13 protein-coding genes are annotated in these 20,180 nt (G+C 65.8%); 6 read left to right on the plus strand and 7 right to left on the minus strand.

Annotated features, from left to right (window positions below; translation table 11 throughout):
- Nucleotides 1-168: 168 nt before the first annotated feature.
- Nucleotides 169-1,992, minus strand: coding sequence for a phosphoenolpyruvate carboxykinase (GTP) (locus HMPREF2734_RS02020; protein WP_070568809.1), 1,824 nt, complete (start codon nt 1,990-1,992; stop codon nt 169-171).
- A gap of 294 nt (nt 1,993-2,286) precedes the next feature.
- Between HMPREF2734_RS02020 and trmB the strand changes: the two genes are divergently transcribed.
- From trmB to HMPREF2734_RS02050, 6 genes are read left to right on the plus strand one after another with little or no spacing between them, the layout of a single operon-like run.
- Nucleotides 2,287-3,057 (plus strand): tRNA (guanosine(46)-N7)-methyltransferase TrmB, encoded by a 771-nt coding sequence (gene trmB, locus HMPREF2734_RS02025; protein WP_070568811.1) that lies wholly within the window; start codon nt 2,287-2,289, stop codon nt 3,055-3,057.
- A complete protein-coding gene (locus HMPREF2734_RS02030; protein WP_070568814.1) occupies nt 3,057-3,731 on the plus strand; it encodes an NYN domain-containing protein in 675 nt (224 codons plus the stop codon). Before trmB ends, HMPREF2734_RS02030 begins: the two co-directional genes overlap by 1 nt.
- A gap of 9 nt (nt 3,732-3,740) precedes the next feature.
- The gene (locus HMPREF2734_RS02035; RefSeq protein ID WP_070568816.1) at nt 3,741-6,032 is read left to right on the plus strand and encodes an MMPL family transporter; all 2,292 of its coding nucleotides are present in this window, start codon (nt 3,741-3,743) and stop codon (nt 6,030-6,032) included.
- Complete coding sequence (locus HMPREF2734_RS02040; RefSeq protein ID WP_070568819.1) at nt 6,022-6,987, plus strand: lysylphosphatidylglycerol synthase transmembrane domain-containing protein; 966 nt, start codon at nt 6,022-6,024, stop codon at nt 6,985-6,987. Before HMPREF2734_RS02035 ends, HMPREF2734_RS02040 begins: the two co-directional genes overlap by 11 nt.
- 58 nt (nt 6,988-7,045) lie before the next feature.
- A complete protein-coding gene (locus HMPREF2734_RS02045) occupies nt 7,046-8,119 on the plus strand; it encodes an HNH endonuclease signature motif containing protein (protein ID WP_141750399.1) in 1,074 nt (357 codons plus the stop codon).
- Entirely contained in the window at nt 8,116-8,463 is a 348-nt protein-coding gene (locus HMPREF2734_RS02050; RefSeq protein ID WP_246815477.1) for a DUF3054 domain-containing protein, read from the plus strand. Before HMPREF2734_RS02045 ends, HMPREF2734_RS02050 begins: the two co-directional genes overlap by 4 nt.
- Nucleotides 8,464-8,636: 173 nt before the next feature.
- On the opposite strand, the gene HMPREF2734_RS02055 is transcribed toward HMPREF2734_RS02050, so the two are convergent.
- From HMPREF2734_RS02055 to HMPREF2734_RS02080, 6 genes are read right to left on the minus strand one after another with little or no spacing between them, the layout of a single operon-like run.
- On the minus strand, nt 8,637-10,178 hold the full coding sequence (locus HMPREF2734_RS02055; RefSeq protein WP_070568824.1) for an acyl-CoA carboxylase subunit beta: 1,542 nt from the start codon (nt 10,176-10,178) through the stop codon (nt 8,637-8,639).
- The gene (locus tag HMPREF2734_RS02060) at nt 10,175-14,896 is read right to left on the minus strand and encodes a type I polyketide synthase (protein WP_070568827.1); all 4,722 of its coding nucleotides are present in this window, start codon (nt 14,894-14,896) and stop codon (nt 10,175-10,177) included. The genes HMPREF2734_RS02055 and HMPREF2734_RS02060 overlap by 4 nt, the downstream gene beginning before the upstream one ends.
- Nucleotides 14,897-14,931: 35 nt before the next feature.
- Complete coding sequence (locus tag HMPREF2734_RS02065) at nt 14,932-16,749, minus strand: FadD32-like long-chain-fatty-acid--AMP ligase (RefSeq protein ID WP_070568830.1); 1,818 nt, start codon at nt 16,747-16,749, stop codon at nt 14,932-14,934.
- Nucleotides 16,750-16,782: 33 nt separating this feature from the next.
- A complete protein-coding gene (locus tag HMPREF2734_RS02070) occupies nt 16,783-17,724 on the minus strand; it encodes a cutinase family protein (protein ID WP_070423320.1) in 942 nt (313 codons plus the stop codon).
- 23 nt (nt 17,725-17,747) lie between these two features.
- On the minus strand, nt 17,748-18,224 hold the full coding sequence (locus HMPREF2734_RS02075) for a hypothetical protein (RefSeq protein ID WP_070568833.1): 477 nt from the start codon (nt 18,222-18,224) through the stop codon (nt 17,748-17,750).
- Nucleotides 18,224-20,167 (minus strand): alpha/beta hydrolase-fold protein, encoded by a 1,944-nt coding sequence (locus HMPREF2734_RS02080; RefSeq protein WP_070568834.1) that lies wholly within the window; start codon nt 20,165-20,167, stop codon nt 18,224-18,226. Before HMPREF2734_RS02080 ends, HMPREF2734_RS02075 begins: the two co-directional genes overlap by 1 nt.
- Nucleotides 20,168-20,180: the final 13 nt, after the last annotated feature.

Below are 20,180 nucleotides of genomic sequence, written 5' to 3' on the forward strand. Positions count from 1 at the left end.
GCCGATAGCAGACACACATTTTGTCGCTTAACCCGCATTTCACCCACCATGCCGTGAGCATAACAAAATGCCCGCCTCGCGGCGGGCATCCTGCAAAATTAACAACAGATCTTGTCTGAAGTTTTCCACGGGCGATGTTACAGCATCACCCCGTGGGCGGGCAAGGGGTTACTTCGCGGCGTGGATGCGCTCGTCGAGCTTCTTCAACTGGTCGAAGATCTCCTGCGGGATGCGGGAGCCGAGGCTCTCGAGGTAACGGCGGGAATCCGCGACGTCTTCCTTCCACAGTTCCGGATCCGCGGTGAGCGCCTCGCGGACGTCCTCGATCGGGGTGTCCAGACCATCAAGGTCCAGGTCCTCGGCGCGGGCGGTGTAGCCAACGACGGACTCCTCAGCCCCGACGTTGTCCTCGATACGGTCGATGACCCACTTGAGCACGCGGGAGTTCTCGCCGAAGCCCGGCCACAGGAAGCGGCCGTCCTCGCCGCGGCGGAACCAGTTGACCAGGAAGATCGACGGCATGCGGTCGCCGCCCTTCTTGCCCATGTCGAGCCAGTGCTGGAAGTAGTCGCCCACGTTGTAGCCCATGAACGGCAGCATCGCCATCGGGTCGTGGCGCAGGGAGCCGACGTTCGCCTCGACAGAGGCTGCGGTCTGGCCGGAGGAGAGCATCGCGCCGATCATGGTGCCATGCTCCCAGTCGTGCGCCTGGGTGACCAGCGGGACGGTGTCGGGGCGGCGGCCACCGAAGAGGATGGCATCGATCTTCACACCCTGCCAGTCCTCGAACTCCGGCGCTGCGGTCGGGCACTGCTCGATGGCCACGCAGTAGCGGGAGTTCGGGTGGGCGGCCTTGCTGGTGGAGTCCGGGTTCCAGTCTTCGCCGCGCCAGTCGATCAGGTGCGCCGGCTTTTCGCCGTCCATGCCTTCCCACCAGACGTCGCCGTCGTCGGTAAGAGCGACGTTGGTGAACAGCACATTGCCCGGCTCCATGCTCTTCATGGCGATCGGGTTGGAGGCGAAGTTCGTGCCAGGGGCGACGCCGAAGAAACCGTTCTCCGGGTTGACGGCGTAGAGGCCGTCTTCGCGCAGCTTCATCCACGCAATGTCGTCGCCAACAACCTCGGCCTCCCAGCCCGGCAGGGTCGGGGTGAGCATGGCCAGGTTGGTCTTGCCGCAAGCGGACGGGAATGCAGCGGCAACGTGGTACTTCTTGCCCTCCGGGTTGGTGAGCTTCAGGATGAGCATGTGCTCAGCCATCCAGCCCTCTTCCTTCCCCATCACAGATGCGATGCGCAGGGCGTAGCACTTCTTGGCCAAGATGGCGTTGCCGCCGTAGCCGGAGCCGTAGGACCAGATTTCCTTGGTCTCCGGGAACTGGGAAATGTACTTCGTGTCGTTACACGGCCAGGCCACGTCTTCCTGGCCCGGCTCGAGCGGGGCACCGACGGAGTGGAGGCAGTGGACGAAGTTGTCACCCTGGATCTTGTCCAGCGCCTGGGTGCCCATGCGGGTCATGATGCGCATGGACATAACCACGTAAGCGGAGTCGGTGAGCTGCACGCCAAGCTTCGGGTCCGGGTCGGAGATCGGGCCCATGCAGAACGGGACAACGTACATGGTGCGGCCACGCATGGATCCGGCGAAGTGCTCGAGCATTTCTTCCTTGAGCGCTTCGGGCTTCATCCAGTTGTTGGTCGGGCCGGCATCTTCTTCGTTTTCGGTGGCGATGAAGGTGCGGGACTCGACGCGGGCGACGTCGGAGGGGTTGGAGCGCGCCAGGTAGGAGTTGGGGCGTTTTTCCTCATTGAGTTTGATGAGCGTGCCGGCGGTGACGAGTTCGTCGGCCAGGCGGTTCCATTCCTCGTCGGAGCCGTCTGCGAAGACCACCTTCTCCGGCTCGAACAGGTCGACGGCTTCGTTGATCCAGTCGATGAGCTGTTCGTTGTCGGTGGGGGCTTGGCCCTCCAGGCGCTTAACTTCGGCGGTCATGTGCACTCCTTGTGTAACTGGTTATTGCCAGTGCGTGGCGCACGGCAACCCCAATAATCGTTGCGTTTTGCCCCAAGAGTATCGAAATGTGTGTTCTTCAAGCCAAACCTTGGGCACTTCCACAGCATAGTGGATATAACCAGTACGCCCGAGCACTCATAACACTTTGGGCGGGGGTAACGCGCTACCCCCGACAGGGGTGCATGCGTATCGACGACACGGGGGTGACAACCCGGCCCCTCACCCCTCGCCGGGACACTTGCGTTTGACCTGTTCATATGGACAATAAACACGATGAATAATTCTGAAAACACGCGGTCGGGCACGGGCGAGTTGCCCGCTGGCCGCCCATTGCAAACTGATTTTGAAACCGGCCTGGATTACCCGCGTTTGGGGTCCGTGACGTTTCGTCGCGGCACGCTGACCGATAACCAGGAGGCTCTGTTCAACGAGCACTGGCCACGCCTGGGCAAGGTGCTGGCGGAGGGGTCGGACGAACGCATTGATATCGACGACTGGTTTGGCCGCACCGGCCACCCCACCATCGTGGAGATCGGCTCCGGCACCGGCACGTCCACCGCGGCGATGGCTCCGCTGGAGGCGGACACCAACGTGGTTGCCGTGGAGCTGTACAAGCCGGGGTTGGCGAAGTTGCTGGGCGCGGTGGTGCGCGGTGGCATCGACAACATTCGTATGGTGCGCGGCGACGGCGTGGAGGTGCTGGCCCGCATGTTCGGCGAGGAATCCCTCGACGGTGTGCGCATCTTCTTCCCGGACCCGTGGCCGAAGGCGCGCCACCACAAGCGCCGCATCATCCAGTCCGGCACCCTCAACCTCATCGCTACGCGCCTGAAGCCGGGCGGCGTGCTGCACGTGGCCACCGACCACGCCGACTACGCCGAGTGGATCGACGAACTAGTCAATGTGGAACCCATGCTGGAGTACAAGGGCTGGCCGTGGGACGAGGCGCCGATGCTGACGGACCGCCAGGTGATCACCAAGTTCGAAGGCAAGGGTCTGGACAAGGATCACGTGATCCGCGAGTACCTGTGGGAGAAGAAGTAATGGACCTGCAGGCAATGACCCACCCCTACACCCCGGGCGCGCCGGCCGGTCCGGAGAGCTACCTGCTGGTGTGGGACGCCCCGAACCTGGACATGGGCCTCGGCGCGATCCTGGGTGGCCGCCCGACCGCGGCGCACCGCCCGCGTTTCGACGCCATCGGCCGCTGGCTCATCGACCTCGCCGCCGACCGCTCCGACGAACTCGGCTACGACGTCGAGCCGGAAGCCACCGTGTTCACCAACGTCTCCCCCGCCGGCGCAGACTCGATCCGCCCGTGGGTGGAGGCGCTGCGCAACGTCGGTTTCGCCGTCTTTGCTAAGCCGAAGAGCGAAGAAGACTCGGATGTGGACGGTGACATGATCGACCACATAGAGCGTCGTCGTAAAGAAGGCGTGCTCCAAGGCGTTGTCGTCGCATCCGCAGACGGGCAGAACTTCCAAGAGCTCCTGCAAGAACTTATCGACGACAACGTCCCCGTCACCGTCTTAGGCTTCCACGAACACGCCTCTTGGGCCGTGAACTCCCCGGACGTCACCTTCGTGGACCTCGAAGACATCCCGGGCGTGTTCCAAAACCCGCTGCCGCGCGTCCACCTGGACAAACTGCCGGAGGAAGGCGCCTGGCTGCAGCCGTTCCGCCCGCTCAAGGCGCTTTTGCACAACCCGAAAGACTAGGAGCCCGCCGTGTTTTACAAGTGGGGCCACTTCGCCTACCGCCACCGCCGCATCATCCCGGTCATCGTCATCGCGTTGATCCTGCTGATGCAAGTGCTGTTCGGATCCAAACTCGCCGACCGCCTCTCCCAGGAAGGCTGGGAGGACCCGGGCGCGGATTCGACGACGGCGGCGCAGATCGAATACGACACGTTCGGCCGCGACAACTCCGGCGATGTGATCCTGCTGGTGACGGCGCCGGATGGGGTGGACAGGCCGGAGGTCGTCGATAAGGTGAATGCGCAGTTGGGGGAGCTGAAGGCGCAGCACCCTGACCAGATCGCGCACATCACCAGTTACTTCGAGCGGCCCAACCCGCAACTGGTCAACGCCGATCACACCAAGGCGTTCGCCGCGATCGGGCTGAAGGGCGACGGCGAGCAGACGCTGAAGGACTTCCGCACCATCCAGCCCGCGCTCGAGGCGCTGGAGGTCCCTGGCGGCACCGCCCAGATCGCCGGCGCCACCGCCGTGGCCGACGCGTTGGACACCGGCATGGCCGACGACATCGCGCGCGCCGAAAAGATCGGCCTGGTGTTCGTTGCCATCATCCTGCTGTTTGTGTTCGGCGGCGTGGTGGCCGCGGCGATGCCACTGATCGTGGGCATCCTGTCCATCATCGGCTCCCTGTCGCTGCTGGCGGTGCTGGCGCAGTTCCAGCAGGTCAATATTTTCTCCCAGTCGATCATTACGCTGCTCGGCCTGGGCCTGGCCATCGACTACGGGCTGTTCATGGTGTCGCGCTTCCGCGAGGAACTCGACCGCGGCCTGGACACCGAAGAGGCCGTCGCCGTGACCACCAACACGGCGGGCAAGACGGTGTTCTTCTCCGCCCTCATGGTCGGCGTCGCACTGTCGGGCCTGCTCATGTTCCCGCAGGCGTTCCTCAAGTCGGTTGCCTACGGTGCGATCAGCGCGGTGGTGCTCGCCGCGGTGATTTCGGTGGCGGTGCTGCCGGCGCTATTTAGCATGCTGGGCACCAAGATCGATTTCCTGTCCGTGCGTCGTCGCAAAGAGCGCAGCATGGAAGATACGGTCTGGTACAAGATCCCCGCCTGGGCGATGCGCCACGCCCGCCCCGTTGTCGTCGGGGTGGCGGCGCTACTCATCGCCCTAACCGTGCCGATTGTCGGCATCGCGTTCGGCGGCATCAACGAAACCTACCTGCCGCCCAACCAGGTCACCCGCCAAGCGCAGGACGAGTTCAACGAAGAGTTCCCCGCCTTCCGCACCGACCCGGTGAAACTCGTGGTCCAGGGCGCCGACAACGCGCAGCTCGGCCAGATCGTCATGCAGACCCGCGAGATCGACGGCTTCACCCGCCCGCTCAAGCCCGACTACCCCACCGAAGGCGACATCACGGTGCTGTCGGCGCCGTTGGAGAACAGGGACGGTGGGGCGGACGTCGTCAAGCAATTGCGTCAGATTGACGTGCCGGAGGGCGTAACCACCTACGTCGGCGGCACCCCCGCCATGGAAGTCGAATCCATCGAAGCGCTGCTGGAGCGCCTGCCGTGGATGGGCGTTTACATGGTGCTCGCGACGTTCCTGCTCATGGCGCTCGTGTTCGGGTCGCTGATCCTGCCGGCGAAGGCCGTGATCATGAACATCCTCGGCATCGGCGCCACCCTCGGCTTCCTCACCGCCGTGTTCGTCGACGGGCTCGGCGCAGGGGTGCTCAACTTCACGCCGGGTCCGCTGATGAGCCCGATCCTGGTGCTCATCGTCGCCATCCTCTACGGCCTGTCCACCGACTACGAGGTGTTCCTGGTCTCCCGCATGGTGGAGGCCCGCCAGGACGGTGCACGTACCGACGACGCCATCAAGGACGGCACCGCCCATACCGGTGGGATTATCACCGCCGCGGCCGCCATCATGATCGTGGTCGCCGCCGCGTTCGCCCTGTCGGACATCGTGATGATGAAGTACATCGCCTACGGCATGATCTTCTCGCTCGCCCTCGACGCGACAATCATCCGCCTGCTGCTCGTGCCCGGCGTGATGCACCTGCTGCGCGAGGACAACTGGTGGGCGCCACGCTGGGTCAAACGTGCCGCGGGTGCACTCGGCGAGGGCTCTGGCGTATCGACGACACCACCCACCGAAACCCCCATCGAGCACATGGTCGTTGACACCCTGCCCGGCCGCGCCGGCGTCTCCGTCGAAGAGGACGCGACGCTGGTGCCGTTTAGCGAACTCATGCGCGACATCGAGCAGCGCCGCGCCCTCGAGCAGCTGAAGAAGAAAGAACTTGAACGCTAGGACCTGGCTGCGCTGGCTCGCCCCGGTCGTTCTGGCCGTGGTGGTGCTGGTAGTACTCCGCGACCAGATGCCGTTCTTCGGCGACGCCTGGCGCGCCGTTCGGTCCGCTTCGCCGCTGCCACTGTTGGGCACGGTGGTCACCGCCTTGCTGGCGCTGGTGGCGATGGCCGGGGTGATGCAGATCCTGCTCAACGTCGAAGGCCGCATCACGGGGGTGGCGCGCACGAACGCGATCGTGTTCGCCTCCAACGCGTGGTCCACCACCGTGCCGGGCGGACCGGCACTGTCGGCGTGGCTGACGTACCGGGTGCAGCGCACCTGGGGGGCGTCGACGGGCCTGTGCGGGTGGTTCTTCGTGGTCTCCGGTGCGCTGTCCACGGTGTGGCTGGTGCTCATCGGCATCGTCGCCGTGGTGCTGCTGGGTGCCGACCTGTCGGTGACGTCGCTCGTGCTGTCGCTGGTGGCGGCCGCGCTGACCATCGCCGCGGTGCTCTGGGCGACGCTCAACCCTGCGGTGCTCAAACGCTGGGTGCGCTTCCTGCCCTCGCGCGTGCACGAGCGCGCTGTGTCCGTGATCGACCAGGTCTCCGCCATCCGCATCTCCGCCCCAGCCTTCGCAGGTGCGGCCGGGCTGTCGCTGTGTAACCGGCTGCTGGACCTTGCGACGATGGTGTGTTCGGTGTGGGCGGTGTCGTCGTCAAGCATTTCGCTATCAGGTATTTGCTTGGCGTTCATCATGACCAAACTCGCGGGATCCGCCCAAGTCACGCCCGGCGGCCTGGGGACCGTGGAGCCGGTGGCGGTGGGCATGCTGGTCGCCGGGGGCCTCTCGCTTGCCGACGCCACCGCCGCCACCGTCATCTACCGCGCCATCTCGTTTGCGCTCGTGACCGCCATCGGCTGGATCGTCTATTCCGCCTTCTACCTGGGACGTGTGGATAAACCAACGGCATAATCGCGAGTTATCCACAGGGCCGTTGCGCAAGTTTGGCCGGCGCTTTAGGTTGAAATGCATGACTTCATTTACTGCTCTCGTGGACACGCTGGCCAGCGCCGTTGATGCGCTCGCCGGTTTCGACGAGCAGTACGCTCTCCAGGCAGGCCTCGACCCGGCGCAGGTGTCCGCGTGGGCGGGGCTGCGCGAGGTGTACTTCGGCCGCACCGCCTACACCCGCAAGCAGGCCGTGGCGCTGGAGCGGGCGCGGGGGTTCTCGCTGCACCAGTTGGTGGCCATCGAGCGCCGCCTGAAGCGCCTGCCAGTCAACGAGCGTTGGGCGCCGCGGCTGGCGCTGCTCGAGGTGCGCGGCGACTACCGGGCGGTACAGAAGGCCGCGCGCGAACTGCTTCCCGACGACGACCACACGCCCGAAGACGCCTTCCGCTTCTCCGCCTCGCGGGGTGGCAAACGGAAGTTCTCCGGCTGCGGCGATGAGCACGTACTGGCTGCGCTGGAACAGCAGTTGCGCTCCGGGCTGGACGCGTCGAAACCCGCGGGCCCGCAGATGTTCGCCCGGTTCGCCGACATGCTCGCCGGGGGTGGCGGGGTGCAGGTGCAGGCACCGCGCCCGATCGTGGCGGTGCCGGCGGACCAGCACGTGACAATCCTCGCCGACCACGGCGACGACGTCCTGCTCGCACTTTCCGACGGCACCACCATCACCGGCGCCGAATACGTCGCGGCGTTGTTGGGTGAGATGTTCCCGACCGAGGTCGCGCTCGTGCACCCCGAGGCCGGGCCGGTGAACCTGTACCGGACCCAGCGCGTGGCCAACGCGAAGCAACGCGACTTAGCCCGCATGGCCACCCCGATGTGCCCCGTACCCGGATGTCGGGTGGCGGCGGATCTGTGCGAGTTTCACCACATCACGGCGTGGTCGCAAGGCGGGCAGACCAACCTGGCCAACCTGGTGCCGCTGTGCAGGTACCACAACCGGGTCAACCACGACGATCCCCGCCACACCAACCGGCGCGGAAGGATCGAACGGATCCGGGGCCGGCCGGTGTGGGTTTCACCGCGCGGGTACCCGGTGTTTAGGCCCTGCGGAATCATGGACGCGCTGTTCGGGCGCTACCATCTGCGAGTATGACGAAACGAATCACACGCCCCACCGCGATCGCGGCAGACTACGTCGCCATCGCGGTATTCGCGCTGCTCGCACGCGCCGCCCACCAGTCCGAAACCATGCCGTTCAACTTCACCGGCTGGCTGTCCACCCTGTGGCCGTTCGCCCTGGGTGTGACGCTGGGATGGCTGATCGCCCGTGACAACAAGGGCGGCATCATCTGGCCGGTCACCGTGATCACCGGCCTGGTCATCTGGGGCATCCGCAACGGCTCGATCCCCCACTGGTCGTTCATCATCGTGGCGACGACCATGTCCGCGCTGCTCATGCTCGGCTGGCGCGGAATCGCAAAACTCGTGCGCAAATAACAAAACGCACCCGCCAACCAAACGGGTGCGTTTTCGGCGTCCAGGCCTAGAAGCTCGAACCGAAGTTCCAGAGCGGATCACCCGTCTGGATGCCGTTGATGAACCAGATGATCATGCTGACAAGGTCGCCGAACAGGTCGAGGGTGGAGGAAAGCATAGAAGAAGGGCCTTTCTTACAGGGGGCTGATGGTGTGCTTCTTAGGAAGGTCGAATTCTTGTTTGGTGGCCAATTGGCGAAGGGCTCGTCGTAAAGCAATGCGTGTTTGATTGGGCTCGATCATCTGGTCGATGTACCCACGCTCCGCAGCCACGTACGGGGAAGTCATCTCCTGGTCATAGAAGTCCATGAACATCTTCTTCATGGCCTCGCGCTGATCAGGGTCCTCGATGGCGGCGAGCTGCTTGCCCTGCAGCATCACCACCGCCGCCGCCGAACCCATCACGGCGATCTGGGCGGTGGGCCAGGCGAGGTTGATGTCGCCGTTGAGGTTCTTCGACCCCATCACCGCATACGCGCCGCCGTAGGCTTTGCGCACGACCAGCGTCACCTTAGGCACGGTGGCCTCCACGCCGGCGAAGGCGAACTTCGCGCCACGGTGGATCAGGCCTTCGCGCTCCTGCTCCACGCCGGGCAGGTAGCCGGGGGTGTCCACGACATAGACGATGGGGATGTTGTAGGCGTCGCAGGTGCGGATGAAGCGCGCGCCCTTGTCGGCGGCGTCCGCGTCGATGCAGCCAGCGGCGTACATCGGGTTATTGGCGACGAAGCCGACCGCCTTGCCGTCGATGCGGCCGAAGGCACAGATGAGGTTTTCGGCGTAGCCGCCTTGGATTTCGACGAGGTCTTCGTCGTCGCCAAGTTGCACGAGCAGATCCATCATGTCGTAGCCGGCGTTGGTGTCGTCGGGCATGAAGGAATCGAGTGCGGAGTCGTCCAACTCCTCGTCCGCGGGGGCCGTCACGACGGGGGCCGCGTCGAAGGTGGAGGTGGGCAGGTGGGCCAGCAGGTCCTTGACGTAGTCGAAGGCGTCCTCCTCCGTGGCCACCACGGCCTGGATGTTGCCGGCTTGCTCCTGTACGCGCGCACCGCCGAGTTCGGCGGACGTGATGTCTTCGCCGGTGACCTCGCGGATCACGTTCGGGCCGGTGACGTACATTTCGGACTCGCCGTCGACGGCGATGACAAAGTCGGTGGTCACCGGGGCGTAGACGGCGCCGCCGGCGGACTTGCCCAGCATGATCGAGATCTGCGGGACGCGGCCCGACAGCGGCAGTTGGCGCTTGGCAATCTCGGAGTACATGGCCAGCGACGTCACCGCGTCCTGGATGCGGGCGCCGCCGGAATCCTGAATGCCGATCACGGGACACGAGATCTTGATGGCGAACTCCATGACCTCGGTGACCTTGCGACCGAACGTCACGCCGACGGAGCCGCCGTAGACGGTTTTGTCGTGGGCGTAGACGGCGACGGGGCGGCCGTCGATGCGCCCGTAGCCGGTGACCACACCGTCGGAGTAGACGGCGTCCGGGTCGCCGGGGGTGCGGGCGAGCGCGCCGATTTCGACGAAGGATCCCTCGTCGAGCAGGGCGTCGATGCGTTGGCGCGGGGTGGTGCGGCCGGCGTCGTCGCGACGCTTGCGCGAGCGTTCCGAGCCCGGGTCCTGCGCTTTGTCTAGCCGTTCGCGCAGGTCGGCGAGTTTGTCGGCGGTACTCATCGCTTCCCTTCGATCCATGCGTTCATGTGCTTACCGACGATGCCCACCGCCGGCTCGTCCACAACCGCCAAGTGGTCACCGGGCAGGTGGACGATGGTCAAGTCGCTCACGATAGCGCCCCAGCCGCCGTCCTCGTCAATGTGGGCGTAGTTCGGCTCGAGCTGGATGGCGCCGTCGTGCATGCGCTCGGCGCGGAACAGCAGCACCGGCACGTCGACGTCGGCCCAGCGGGTGAAGTCGAGGTGGTTGAGGATCTGGTTGTCCACGAACGATGCCCGCTGGTGCTCCAGGACACCGGCGGCCAGGCCGTGTTCGGAAGCGTCGGTGCTGGCCAGGAACTCGGTGAGCATGGTCAGCAGTGCGTCTTCGCCGGCGGTTTCGAGCAGCTCGTAAGGCACCTCGAAGTCCAGGCCATAGGTCTCCTTGGCAAAGGCGGCGTAGCGGCCCCAGCGTGCCTTGGTCTCCTCGAGCGTGTCGGGGATCGGCTCGGACGGCTGGGTGGTGTCCAACAGCGCGATGAAGTCGATCTTGTCGTTGCCCAACTGGGATGCGACCTCGTAGGCCAGGGCGCCGCCGAAGGACCAGCCGGCGAGGATGACCTTGCGCTCGCCTGCGATGCGCTCGATGTCCTTGACGTACTCGGCAGCACGCTCCTGGAGGGAGCCCTCCAGGCGCTCGACGCCGTAGACCGGGACGTCCTTATTCAGGCGGCGGGCCAGCGGCGCGTACACCGACGACGACCCGCCCGCCGGGTGGAAAATAAAGACAGGGTTCTTGGCGGCGTCGCCATCTCGGAAGACGCGGATGTTGCCGTCGACCGGGGTCTCCAGACCCTCGCGGACCTTGTTCGCAAGCGGTTCGAGCGTCTCGGCGCCCAGCACATCCTCGGCGGTGACCTCGATGCCGGAGCGCTCGGTCAGGTGCGCGGCGATCTCGCCCGCCTGCTCCTTACTAATTTCCGGCAACTCCGACGTCACACCAGCAGCCGCCGCACCGGCGTACTTTGCCCAGGCACCGAACACCATGCGTTCGGACGCGTCGCGCGGGGCGACGCCCACGCCCTGGGTCTTTTCGGCAGCAGCGGCCGGGTCGCGCGCCTCGTCGTTGACAGCCATCGGCTGAGGCGCATCGGTGCGGCCTGCGACGGCGTCTTCGACGATGCGGATGACATCGGCGACGGAGGCGTCGCGAAGCGTTTGCACCTGCAGCGGTGGGATCTGGAAGTCGTTTTCCACCCGGTTTTTGATGCGCATGCCCATCAGGGAGTCGAGGCCGAGGTCGATCAGCGGCAGCTCGTCGGGCAGGTCCTCGGGGTCGTAGCCCATGGATTCGGACACGATGCCACGCAGGCGCTCGGCAACGGTCTCGCCGGAGTTGGGGTCCCAGCGCACGGCGTCGATGTCGTCGTCCTGGTCCTCGTCAGAGGCGGCGGCCGGGGTGTCGTCGATACGCGTGGGCTCCATGACGCCCTGAACCGGGGCGCGGTCGATGGTGGAGGCGAAACCCTCCGCAACCAGCGCGGAACCGTCGTACACCTTGACGGACACGCCGCCGAGCGAGGACGCCACCACAGTGGTCACCTCGCCGTCGGCGGGCAGGTAGCCGTGCTCTTCCGTAGCGACGACACGCGCACCCTCGGCTACCTCGGCCGCAGCGGACTCGATGAGTTGGTGCGGGCTGAAGACCTGGTCGGCGGCGGTCGCGAACGCAACCTCGCCGCTCGGCAGCGTCACACGGGAGCCCAAAAGCGACGTGCTTGCCGACGACGGCCTCGCCGGCGTCCAGTGATCCACCTGCTTAAACGCCATCTTCGGCGCGTCGATGAACTTGCCTGCGCCGTAGAAGGCGCCGAAGTCCACCGGCACGCCGCCGGCGTAGAGCTTCGCGGCGAGGTCCAAAAGCGACTCGAGCTCGTCGACCTTGCGCTTGGTGGTGAACAGCAGCTGCGCATCCGGCTGGCCGGCGGCGAACGCGGTGTTCATCATGCCCATCAGTGCAACCGGGTTCGGGGTGATCTCCACAAGCGTGGTGTGGCCGGCGGCAAACGCGGCTTCGGTGGCGTCCTGGAAGTAGACCGGCTGGCGGGTCATGCGCAGGAAGTAGGCGTCGTCGTGGATGGTCTGGCCGGGCTGGTAAACCTCGCCGCGGTCGACGGAGGTAAACAGCGGCACCGTGAGCGGGCGCGGGGTGATGCCTGCGATTTCGCCAGCGAGCTCGCCCATGATCGGGTCGAGCGCGCTGGTGTGGCCGGCGCCGCGCACGTTGAGTTTGCGGGCGAACTTCTCCTCAGCGGTGAGTGCCTCGACGATGTAGTCGACGGCCTTCGACGGCCCGCCGACGGTGGTCATGCCGGGGCCCGCGTAGACGGCTGGCTCAACGCCTGCAGCCTGCTCATGCTTATCGACGAACTCCGCCAGCGCCTCGCGCGACAACTCCACAACTGCCATCGCGCCTTCTTGGTCGGTGCCGGCAATCATTTCTTCACCTTCACCCATGAGGCGGGCACGGGCGGTGGCGATGAGGATGCAGTCCTCGTCGCTCAGCCCGCCGGCACCGTAGGCTGCGGCAATCTCACCCATGGACATGCCCATGGTGGCGGCCGGGGTGATGCCGGCGGAGGCCAGTAGGTCGGTCTGGGCGATCTGGATGGCGGTGATGGTGACCTGGCCGGTTTCGGTGTCGTAGGTCAGTTCGTCGTTATCAATGATCTCGAGCATCGACCAGCCGGCCTGGAATTTGACCATCTCGTCGAGTTCGCGCATGCGGCGGGCGAACAGCGGCGAGCGGGCGATGAGTTCCTTGGCCATCTTGCGGTGCTGGGAGCCGAAGCCGGAGTAGACGAAGACGGGGCCCATGGGGGTCGGTGCGTCGGCGGATGCGATGCCGGGGCCGATCTTGCCGGCAGCGACCTGGCGTAGGCGCTTGACGGCTTCTTCGGTGGTGGTGGCCTGGACGACGGCGGCGGAGCGGCCGTGGTTGCGCTTGGCCAGGGAGCGCGCCACCGGGATCAGGTCGGTGTCGGGGCGGCCTTCGAGGAAGTCGGCGAGCGCGCCGGCAGCTTCCTTGCGACGAGAGGGCAGCAGGCCCGACACCGGCAACGCCGCCGCAGCCACGCCCTCGAAGGACGGCTCGGTTTCGGGTGCCTGGGTGTCGTAGTCGGCCGGGTCGAAGTCGGCGACGACCACGTGCGCGTTCGTGCCGCCGAAGCCGAAGCCGGACACGCCGGCGATGCGGCGGCCGGAGTAGCGCGGCCACTCGCGCGGGTCCTGGACGACCTCGATGCGCTCGGTGTCGAAGTCGACGTAGCGGTTTGGGGCGGTGAAGTTAATGGACTCCGGAATCGTGTCGTGCTTGAGCGCCTCGATCACCTTGATCAGCGCCACCACGCCGGCGGCGGATTCGGAGTGGCCGATGTTGGACTTCGCCGACCCCAGCAGCAGCGGCGAGCCAGCGTCGCGGCCACGGCCGAGGACCTCGCCGAGTGCGGTGGCCTCGATCGGGTCGCCGAGGATGGTGCCGGTGCCGTGGGCTTCGACCACGTCGACCTGCAGCGGATCCACACCGGCGTCGTCGTAGGCGCGGCGCAGCACGTCTACCTGGGCGTCCGGGTTGGGGGCGGTCAGGCCGTTGGAGTGGCCGTCGGAGTTGGTGGCCGAGCCTTTGATTACGCCGAGGATGTTGTCGCCGTCGGCGATGGCGTCGTCGACACGCTTGAGCACGATGAAGCCTGCGGCGTCGGCGCGGACGATGCCGTCGGCGTCGTCGGAAAACGCGTGGATGCGCCCGGTCGGCGAGATCACGCCCAACTCCGAAAACGCAAGCGAGGCGAACGGGTTGGCCAGGATGTTCACGCCGCCGGCAAGGGCGACGTCGGCTTCGCCGTCGCGAAGCGCGCGCACCGCGTGGTGCACCGACACCAGCGACGAGGAGCAGGCGGTGTCCACGTTCATGGACGGGCCGCGGAAGTCGTAGGCATAGGAAATGCGGTTCGGGATGACCGCGGAGGATGCGCCGGTTAGCGCGTACGGGTGCGCTTCGGCGGGGTCGGCGACGATGAGCATGCCGTAGTCGTTGTTGGACGAGCCAACGAACACGCCGACGGGTTCGCCGCGCAGCTTGCTGGGTGCGAGGCCTGCGTCTTCGAGGGCTTCCCACGCAACTTCGAGCATGATGCGTTGCTGCGGGTCCATGTTTTGGGCCTCGAGTGGGGAGACGCCGAAGAATTCGTGGTCGAAGGAGGCGATGCCGTCCATGTAGCCGCCGTCGGTGTTTTCTTCCGACATTTTAGTGCGGACGACGGGGTCGCCGAGGTATTCATTCCAGCGTGGTGCGGGAAGTGGGCCGGTGGCGGAGCGGCCTTCGATGAGCATTTGCCAGAATTCGGCGTTGTTTTTGGCGCCTGGGAAGCGGCCGGCGGAGCCGATGATGGCAATGTCGTGGGTGCCAGGGGTCGCAGTTGCTTGACGACGACGCCTTACCGGCCCCTCCGCCTTCACCGCCGTCAGCGCCGCGGCGATCGCAGCGACGGTCGGGTACTGGTAGGCGATGGTCGGGTCTACGCGGCGGCCGAGGAGCGTTTCCAGTTCGCCGGAGAGGATCACGGCGTCGCGGGATGCGAGGCCGTAGGTCTCCAGCGGCGTGGTCGGGTCGACGTTATCTACGCCGGTGGCGCGCTCAACCCAGCTGGTGAGCCACTGAATCAGATCATGCTCGTTCATAACAGCTCAGACTATCGCCCACCGGCGGGGTTTTGTTACTGCGTTGCAGCGTGTTCGCGATCGGTGAATCGCTTCGCGTTGACGCGGCGGGCGATCTTGCCTGCCGAGGAGCGTGCGATCTCGCCCGGACCGTAGAACTCGACGACCTCCGGGGCGATGCCGTGCTTGGCGGTGACGGCGGAGCGGATGGCGTCGATGGCGGCTGCGTCGCCGTCGGCGGAGGCGTTGTCGGCGCGTTCGACCATGATGATGAGGCGCTCGACGTCGTCGCCAGGCACTGCGAATGCGGCGACGGAGTCCTTGCGCACGTGGTCGGTGGACTCCATGACGGTGGCTTCGATGTCCTGCGGGTAGTGGTTGCGTCCCGCCACGACCACGAGGTCCTTGACGCGGCCGGTGATGTACAGGTGGCCGTCGAGCATGGTGCCCAGGTCGCCGGTGGCGCACCAGTTGTCCTTCGGCATGCCGTCCTGGATGGTTTCGCCGATGGTGTTGTGGAACGTCGCGGCGGTCTCTTCCGGGCGGTCGAGGTAGCCGGCGGCGACGTTCTTGCCGTGGACCCAGATTTCACCGATGGTGCCGTCTTCGACCTCGTTGCGGGTCTCCGGGTCGACGATGGCGAAGTGCATCCAGTTCACCGGCTGGCCGTTCGACGCGGTAGCCACGCCGCCTTCGGCCGGGACGGCCTTGCCCTCTGCGAGTGCGTCGCGGTCGAACTCGATGAACTTCGGGCGCTCATCGGTGCGGTCGGTGGATACCAGCAGGGTGGTCTCGGCCAGGCCGTAGGACGGGCGCAGCACGGAGCGGTCGAGCCCGGAGGCGCTGAACGCGTCGATAAACGCGGTCACGCCCGCGCGGGTAACCGGCTCGGAGCCAATGATGATGCACTCCACGGCGGAGAAGTCGTACTGGTCCGCAGATTCTGGCGCGGCGTAGCGGGCGGCGAGGTCCAGCGCGAAGTTGGGGATCACGGTGTAGACGTGGATGTCGGTGAGGTCGTCGTCGCGACGCGACAGGCGCTCCACCCAACGCTTCGGCTGCTGGATGAAGTCGCGCGGGGCGAAGATCTCAATCTCCTGGCCCAGCACAACGCCGAGCATGGCCACGATCATGCCCATGTCGTGGTGCAGCGGCAGCCAGGTCGGGATGCGCATCGGTGTTTCGAACTTCACCGCGTCGTTGATCTGCAGAACGTCGGTGACCAGCGCCTCGTTGGTGATCATCACGCCTGCCGGGTTGCGGGTGGAGCCGGAGGTGTACTGCAGGAAGCAGATCTGGTTCGCGGTGTCCTCGCCCGGCACCGGCGGGATTGGCTGGTAGGACTCGGCGAGCGTGTCCGGCAGGGAGTCCACGGCGATGACGCGGGGACGTTCGGTGCCGGGCAGGTCGGCGAAGTAGCGGCGCACGGCGGGGGCGGCGACGGAGTTGGTGAGCACGATCTGGACGCCGGCGTCGCCAAGCACTGCGCGCAGGTGGCCCTCGTGGCCCGGCTCGGTCGGGTCATACAGCGGCACCGGCACCTGGCCGGCGTAGAGCGCGCCCATGAAGCCGAAGACGTACTCGGCGGAGTTCGGCGCCATCAGCGCGACGCGTGCGCCCGGCTCGCCGACCTGGGCGAGGCGTGCTGCGACGGCCTTGATGCGGGTGTTGACCTCGGAGCGGGTGAACGTTGTTTCCACACCAGCTGGGTCGGTGGAAAAGTCCCACGCGCGGACGTTGATCGCGTCGCCGCCGCCGGCCTGCAGTTGGGCCTGGTGGATCATTTCGGCGAGTCGGGGCAGGGTGAAGTGTTCTGGCAGGGCGATGTCGCCGTCGGGGCCGATGAATTGGGCGGTCAGTTGCTGAAGATCCATCGAAAAACTCCTTGTTTTACACCTGTATTCGAGTTACAAACTCTCTACCACGTCACGGACCCAATTGACAGCCCACTCGGGCACTGTCGAGCCCGGAATCACGTCCGGATTTGTGGCATATAGTGCATGATTGCCGTTTGCTGAAATGAGTGCGTTTGCGCGTTCGATCGCGTTGCCTACACCCAGTGGGGCGTCGCAAACGGTGTCGTTCGGCGCGCAGATTTCGTAGGCACGGTCCTCCACGAGACCGAAGCCGCCGGGGCGTGGTCCGGTCATGGTGGCGCCGGGGGTGACGGCGTCGGCGACGCGCTGCAGCGGCTGCAGGACGATCTCCGCGCCGGTGCCGTGCACTTCGGCGCCGGGGTTGATGCCCACGCCGTTTTCTCGGCGTCCGTCGGCGATCATCATCGCGCCGAGCAGACGGTCCGGGTTGATCGGACCTTCGCTATTGCCTATCGACGACGCCACGTCCCCCACAATCACCGCACCCTGCGAAAAGCCCGCAATGATGAACTTTGTCGACGAGCAGGTGCGCGCCACGAAGTCCAGTTCGCCTCGCAGTTTCGCGGTGCCCTCGGCGCGGGAGTCGTCGTAGGTCATCTCGGCGCGGCCGTGCGCGGTTTGGATGTTGCGGAACTGCGCGGTGTACGGGACGGTGAACACACGCACGTGGTTGATGTCGTACATCTCCTGCAGCGGGCGCGTGATGGACAGCATGAAGCTGGCCGGGTTGGCCTGGGGGTTGAACGGGTCGTCGTCTGCCGCGGATTCCCAAGTGCCCGGCACGGAGATGACTTCGACGGCGGGACACCAGTCGGGCTCGTCGACACGCTCGGGCGCGCTCGACTCTGGCGGCTTGCTCGCCGACGGCAGGTCGCTGTCGGTGGTGGTGCGCCACTGGTAGATACCTAGGCCGATAAGCGCAAGCACCACAATCACGGCAGCGACGACGACAACGTTGCGCGATCGGCGCATGAAAACTCCTTACACGTGCGGGGTTAGCCGCACAGGTTGGCGCGAGCGGTGTCGCTGAGCAGGGTCGCTACGGTGCCTGCGTCCATGTCGGTGCGGCGCTGTTCGACCAGTTGCCCAGCGACAGCGTCGCGGGTGATCGTATCGTCGTCGCACACGGTAAACCCGGTTGCTGTGAGTTGGTCTTCAAGACCGTCGACGTTCACCCCGTTTTGCCTGAGGTGATCCAGAAACGCCTGCTCCTCCGGCGCGTATGAAGGCACCTGGGTGGGCACGGTTTCCACTTCCCGTGCGGGTTGGTCGCCGGCGCCATTGCGTGACGACGACGCCGTCGCGGATTCCGTCGCGGACGCAGTACCCGACTCAGTGGCCGAGGTGGCCGTTTCCGTGGCTGAGGTGGCCGCAGTTTCGGTGACGTCCTCGGAGTCCACGGTGGCTCCACCGCAGGCGGTGAGGGCGGCGGTGCAGGTGATCGTCGTCAAGCAAAGGGCGAATTTGCGCATTACTTCTTCCTTACGTTGACCACGCCGTTGACCTGCTCAACCGTGCCGTGCTGGAAGTCGATGGTCAGACCGCCAGCCGGAATCTTCGCCATGTCCTTCACAGGCCAGCCGAGCTCGCCCTGCTCGTAGCCGCGCTTGCCCCACTCGTTGAAGATGTCGCCCTTGAGAATCGTGTGGGCGCCGGTGGCAGCGGACCAGTAGATGTTGCCGTGCTCGAACTCCTGGAAGAAGCCGCCCTTGATGGCGATCTCATTGGACTTCGGGTAGCCGAGCTCGGAGGTGGCGGTGCCGATCTCGCCGTACTTCTCGCCGATCGCACCGTGGACGATGTAGTGCTTGCCGTCCGGGTTGCGGGTGAGGTAGCCGCCCTGGAACTTCTGCACGTAGCCGTCGCCGACCTTGTTGGCCTCGGCGACCGGGTACTTCAGGTCGCCGGTCTCGTAGCCGTTGGCACCCCATGCCTTGAACATGTCGCCCGGGATGGCGTAGGCGCCGGTGTTCGCGGTCCAGTAGACGGAGCCGTTTTCGAAGTGGACGAAGCGGCCCTGTCCGTCCGGTGCCTGGAGCTCGCCGGTGGTGGGGAAGCCGAGCCAGCCAGCGGCGCCGCCGAGCGCGTTGTACTTGGCCAGGATTGCGCCGTACAGGGCGTGCGCGCCGGTGTTCGGGGACCAGAACGCAGTACCGCCGCGGAAGTCCTGGGCCTTGCCCTTGCCGTCCTTGCCCGCGTTGTACTCGTCGTTGACACAGGTGCCGATGACGCCGGACTTGGTCTCTTCTGCGATCGCACCGATCGGGTTGCACTTGGAGCCACGGTCAGCCTCCGGCACGTCGAGGGCGTTAGCGATGTACGGCCATGCCTGTGCCATCTCGAACTGCCAGTACTCCCACGAGTGCACGCCAGAGGGGCGGAAGCGCACGATCGGCTTGACGGAGGTACGCGAGGCGTAGTCCACGAACGTCTGGGTGGACAGGCGCGAGATGACCTCCAAGCCCATGCCGGCAGCGTTCGCGCGGCCCTTGGCCACGGATTCGGCGTTGCCGTAGTCGTCGCGGCCCGAACCGGAGGAGACGTAGACCGTCATGTCCTTCAGGTTCTCAATGCCCAGCTTCGGGTCGTGGTCGATCCAGTCCTGGGAGCCCAGCGGGCCCCACATGGCCTCGGCGCTGTAGCCGCCGGCATCCATCTGCGCAGCCTTGATAGCAGTCGGCATGCCGGTGGTCGTGGTGTCCAGGTAGCCGGAGAACGAGCCGACAAAGTTAAACAGGTGCGGGTTGCGCTCAGCCAGGTTGACTGCGGCGGTGCCACCCATGGACAGGCCGACGACGGCGCGCTTGCCGTTGGAGCGGAACTCGTTGTTCAGCACCGGGACGAGCTCCTTGGTCAGGAACGTCTCCCACTTGTAGTGCTTGCCGTTGTTCTCCCGCTGCCAGTCGGAGTAGAAGGAGGACTCGCCGCCGACCGGGAGGATGACGTTGACGTTCTTGTCGGCGTAGAACTGCTCGATGTTGGTTTCGATGGTCCAGCCGTTTTCGTCGTCACGCGCGCGCAGGCCGTCGAGCGCCCACACTTCCGGGAACTTCGCGGTCGGGTTGGAGTGCCAGTCACGTGCCAGCAGGATCTGCACCTGGATGAGTTCCTTCGGCATGGCCGCGGACTTGATGAATACGGCTACGCGACGGCTGGTGATCCACTCGATGCGGTCCACCTTCACGCCCTCCGGCAGGCCGGGGATCTCGGGGTTCTTCTCCACCTCGATCGGAGTGCGCTTTGGCGGGTCGGACGGGCGCAGACCGTCGGAGATGCCGCGGTTCGACGACAGCGACGAAAGGTCCGAGGACTGTGCTTGGGCGGTGACTGCGGCCGACGGCGCCAGCGTGAGAGCCAGCGCGGCAGGCAGCAGGGCTGCGGTGAGCCTGGTGGGGGTGATCCGGTTGTCTCGCATGAGTCTCCTACCT

Source organism: Corynebacterium sp. HMSC055D05, from assembly GCF_001810365.1.
Classification (GTDB): Bacteria; Actinomycetota; Actinomycetes; order Mycobacteriales; family Mycobacteriaceae; genus Corynebacterium; species Corynebacterium coyleae.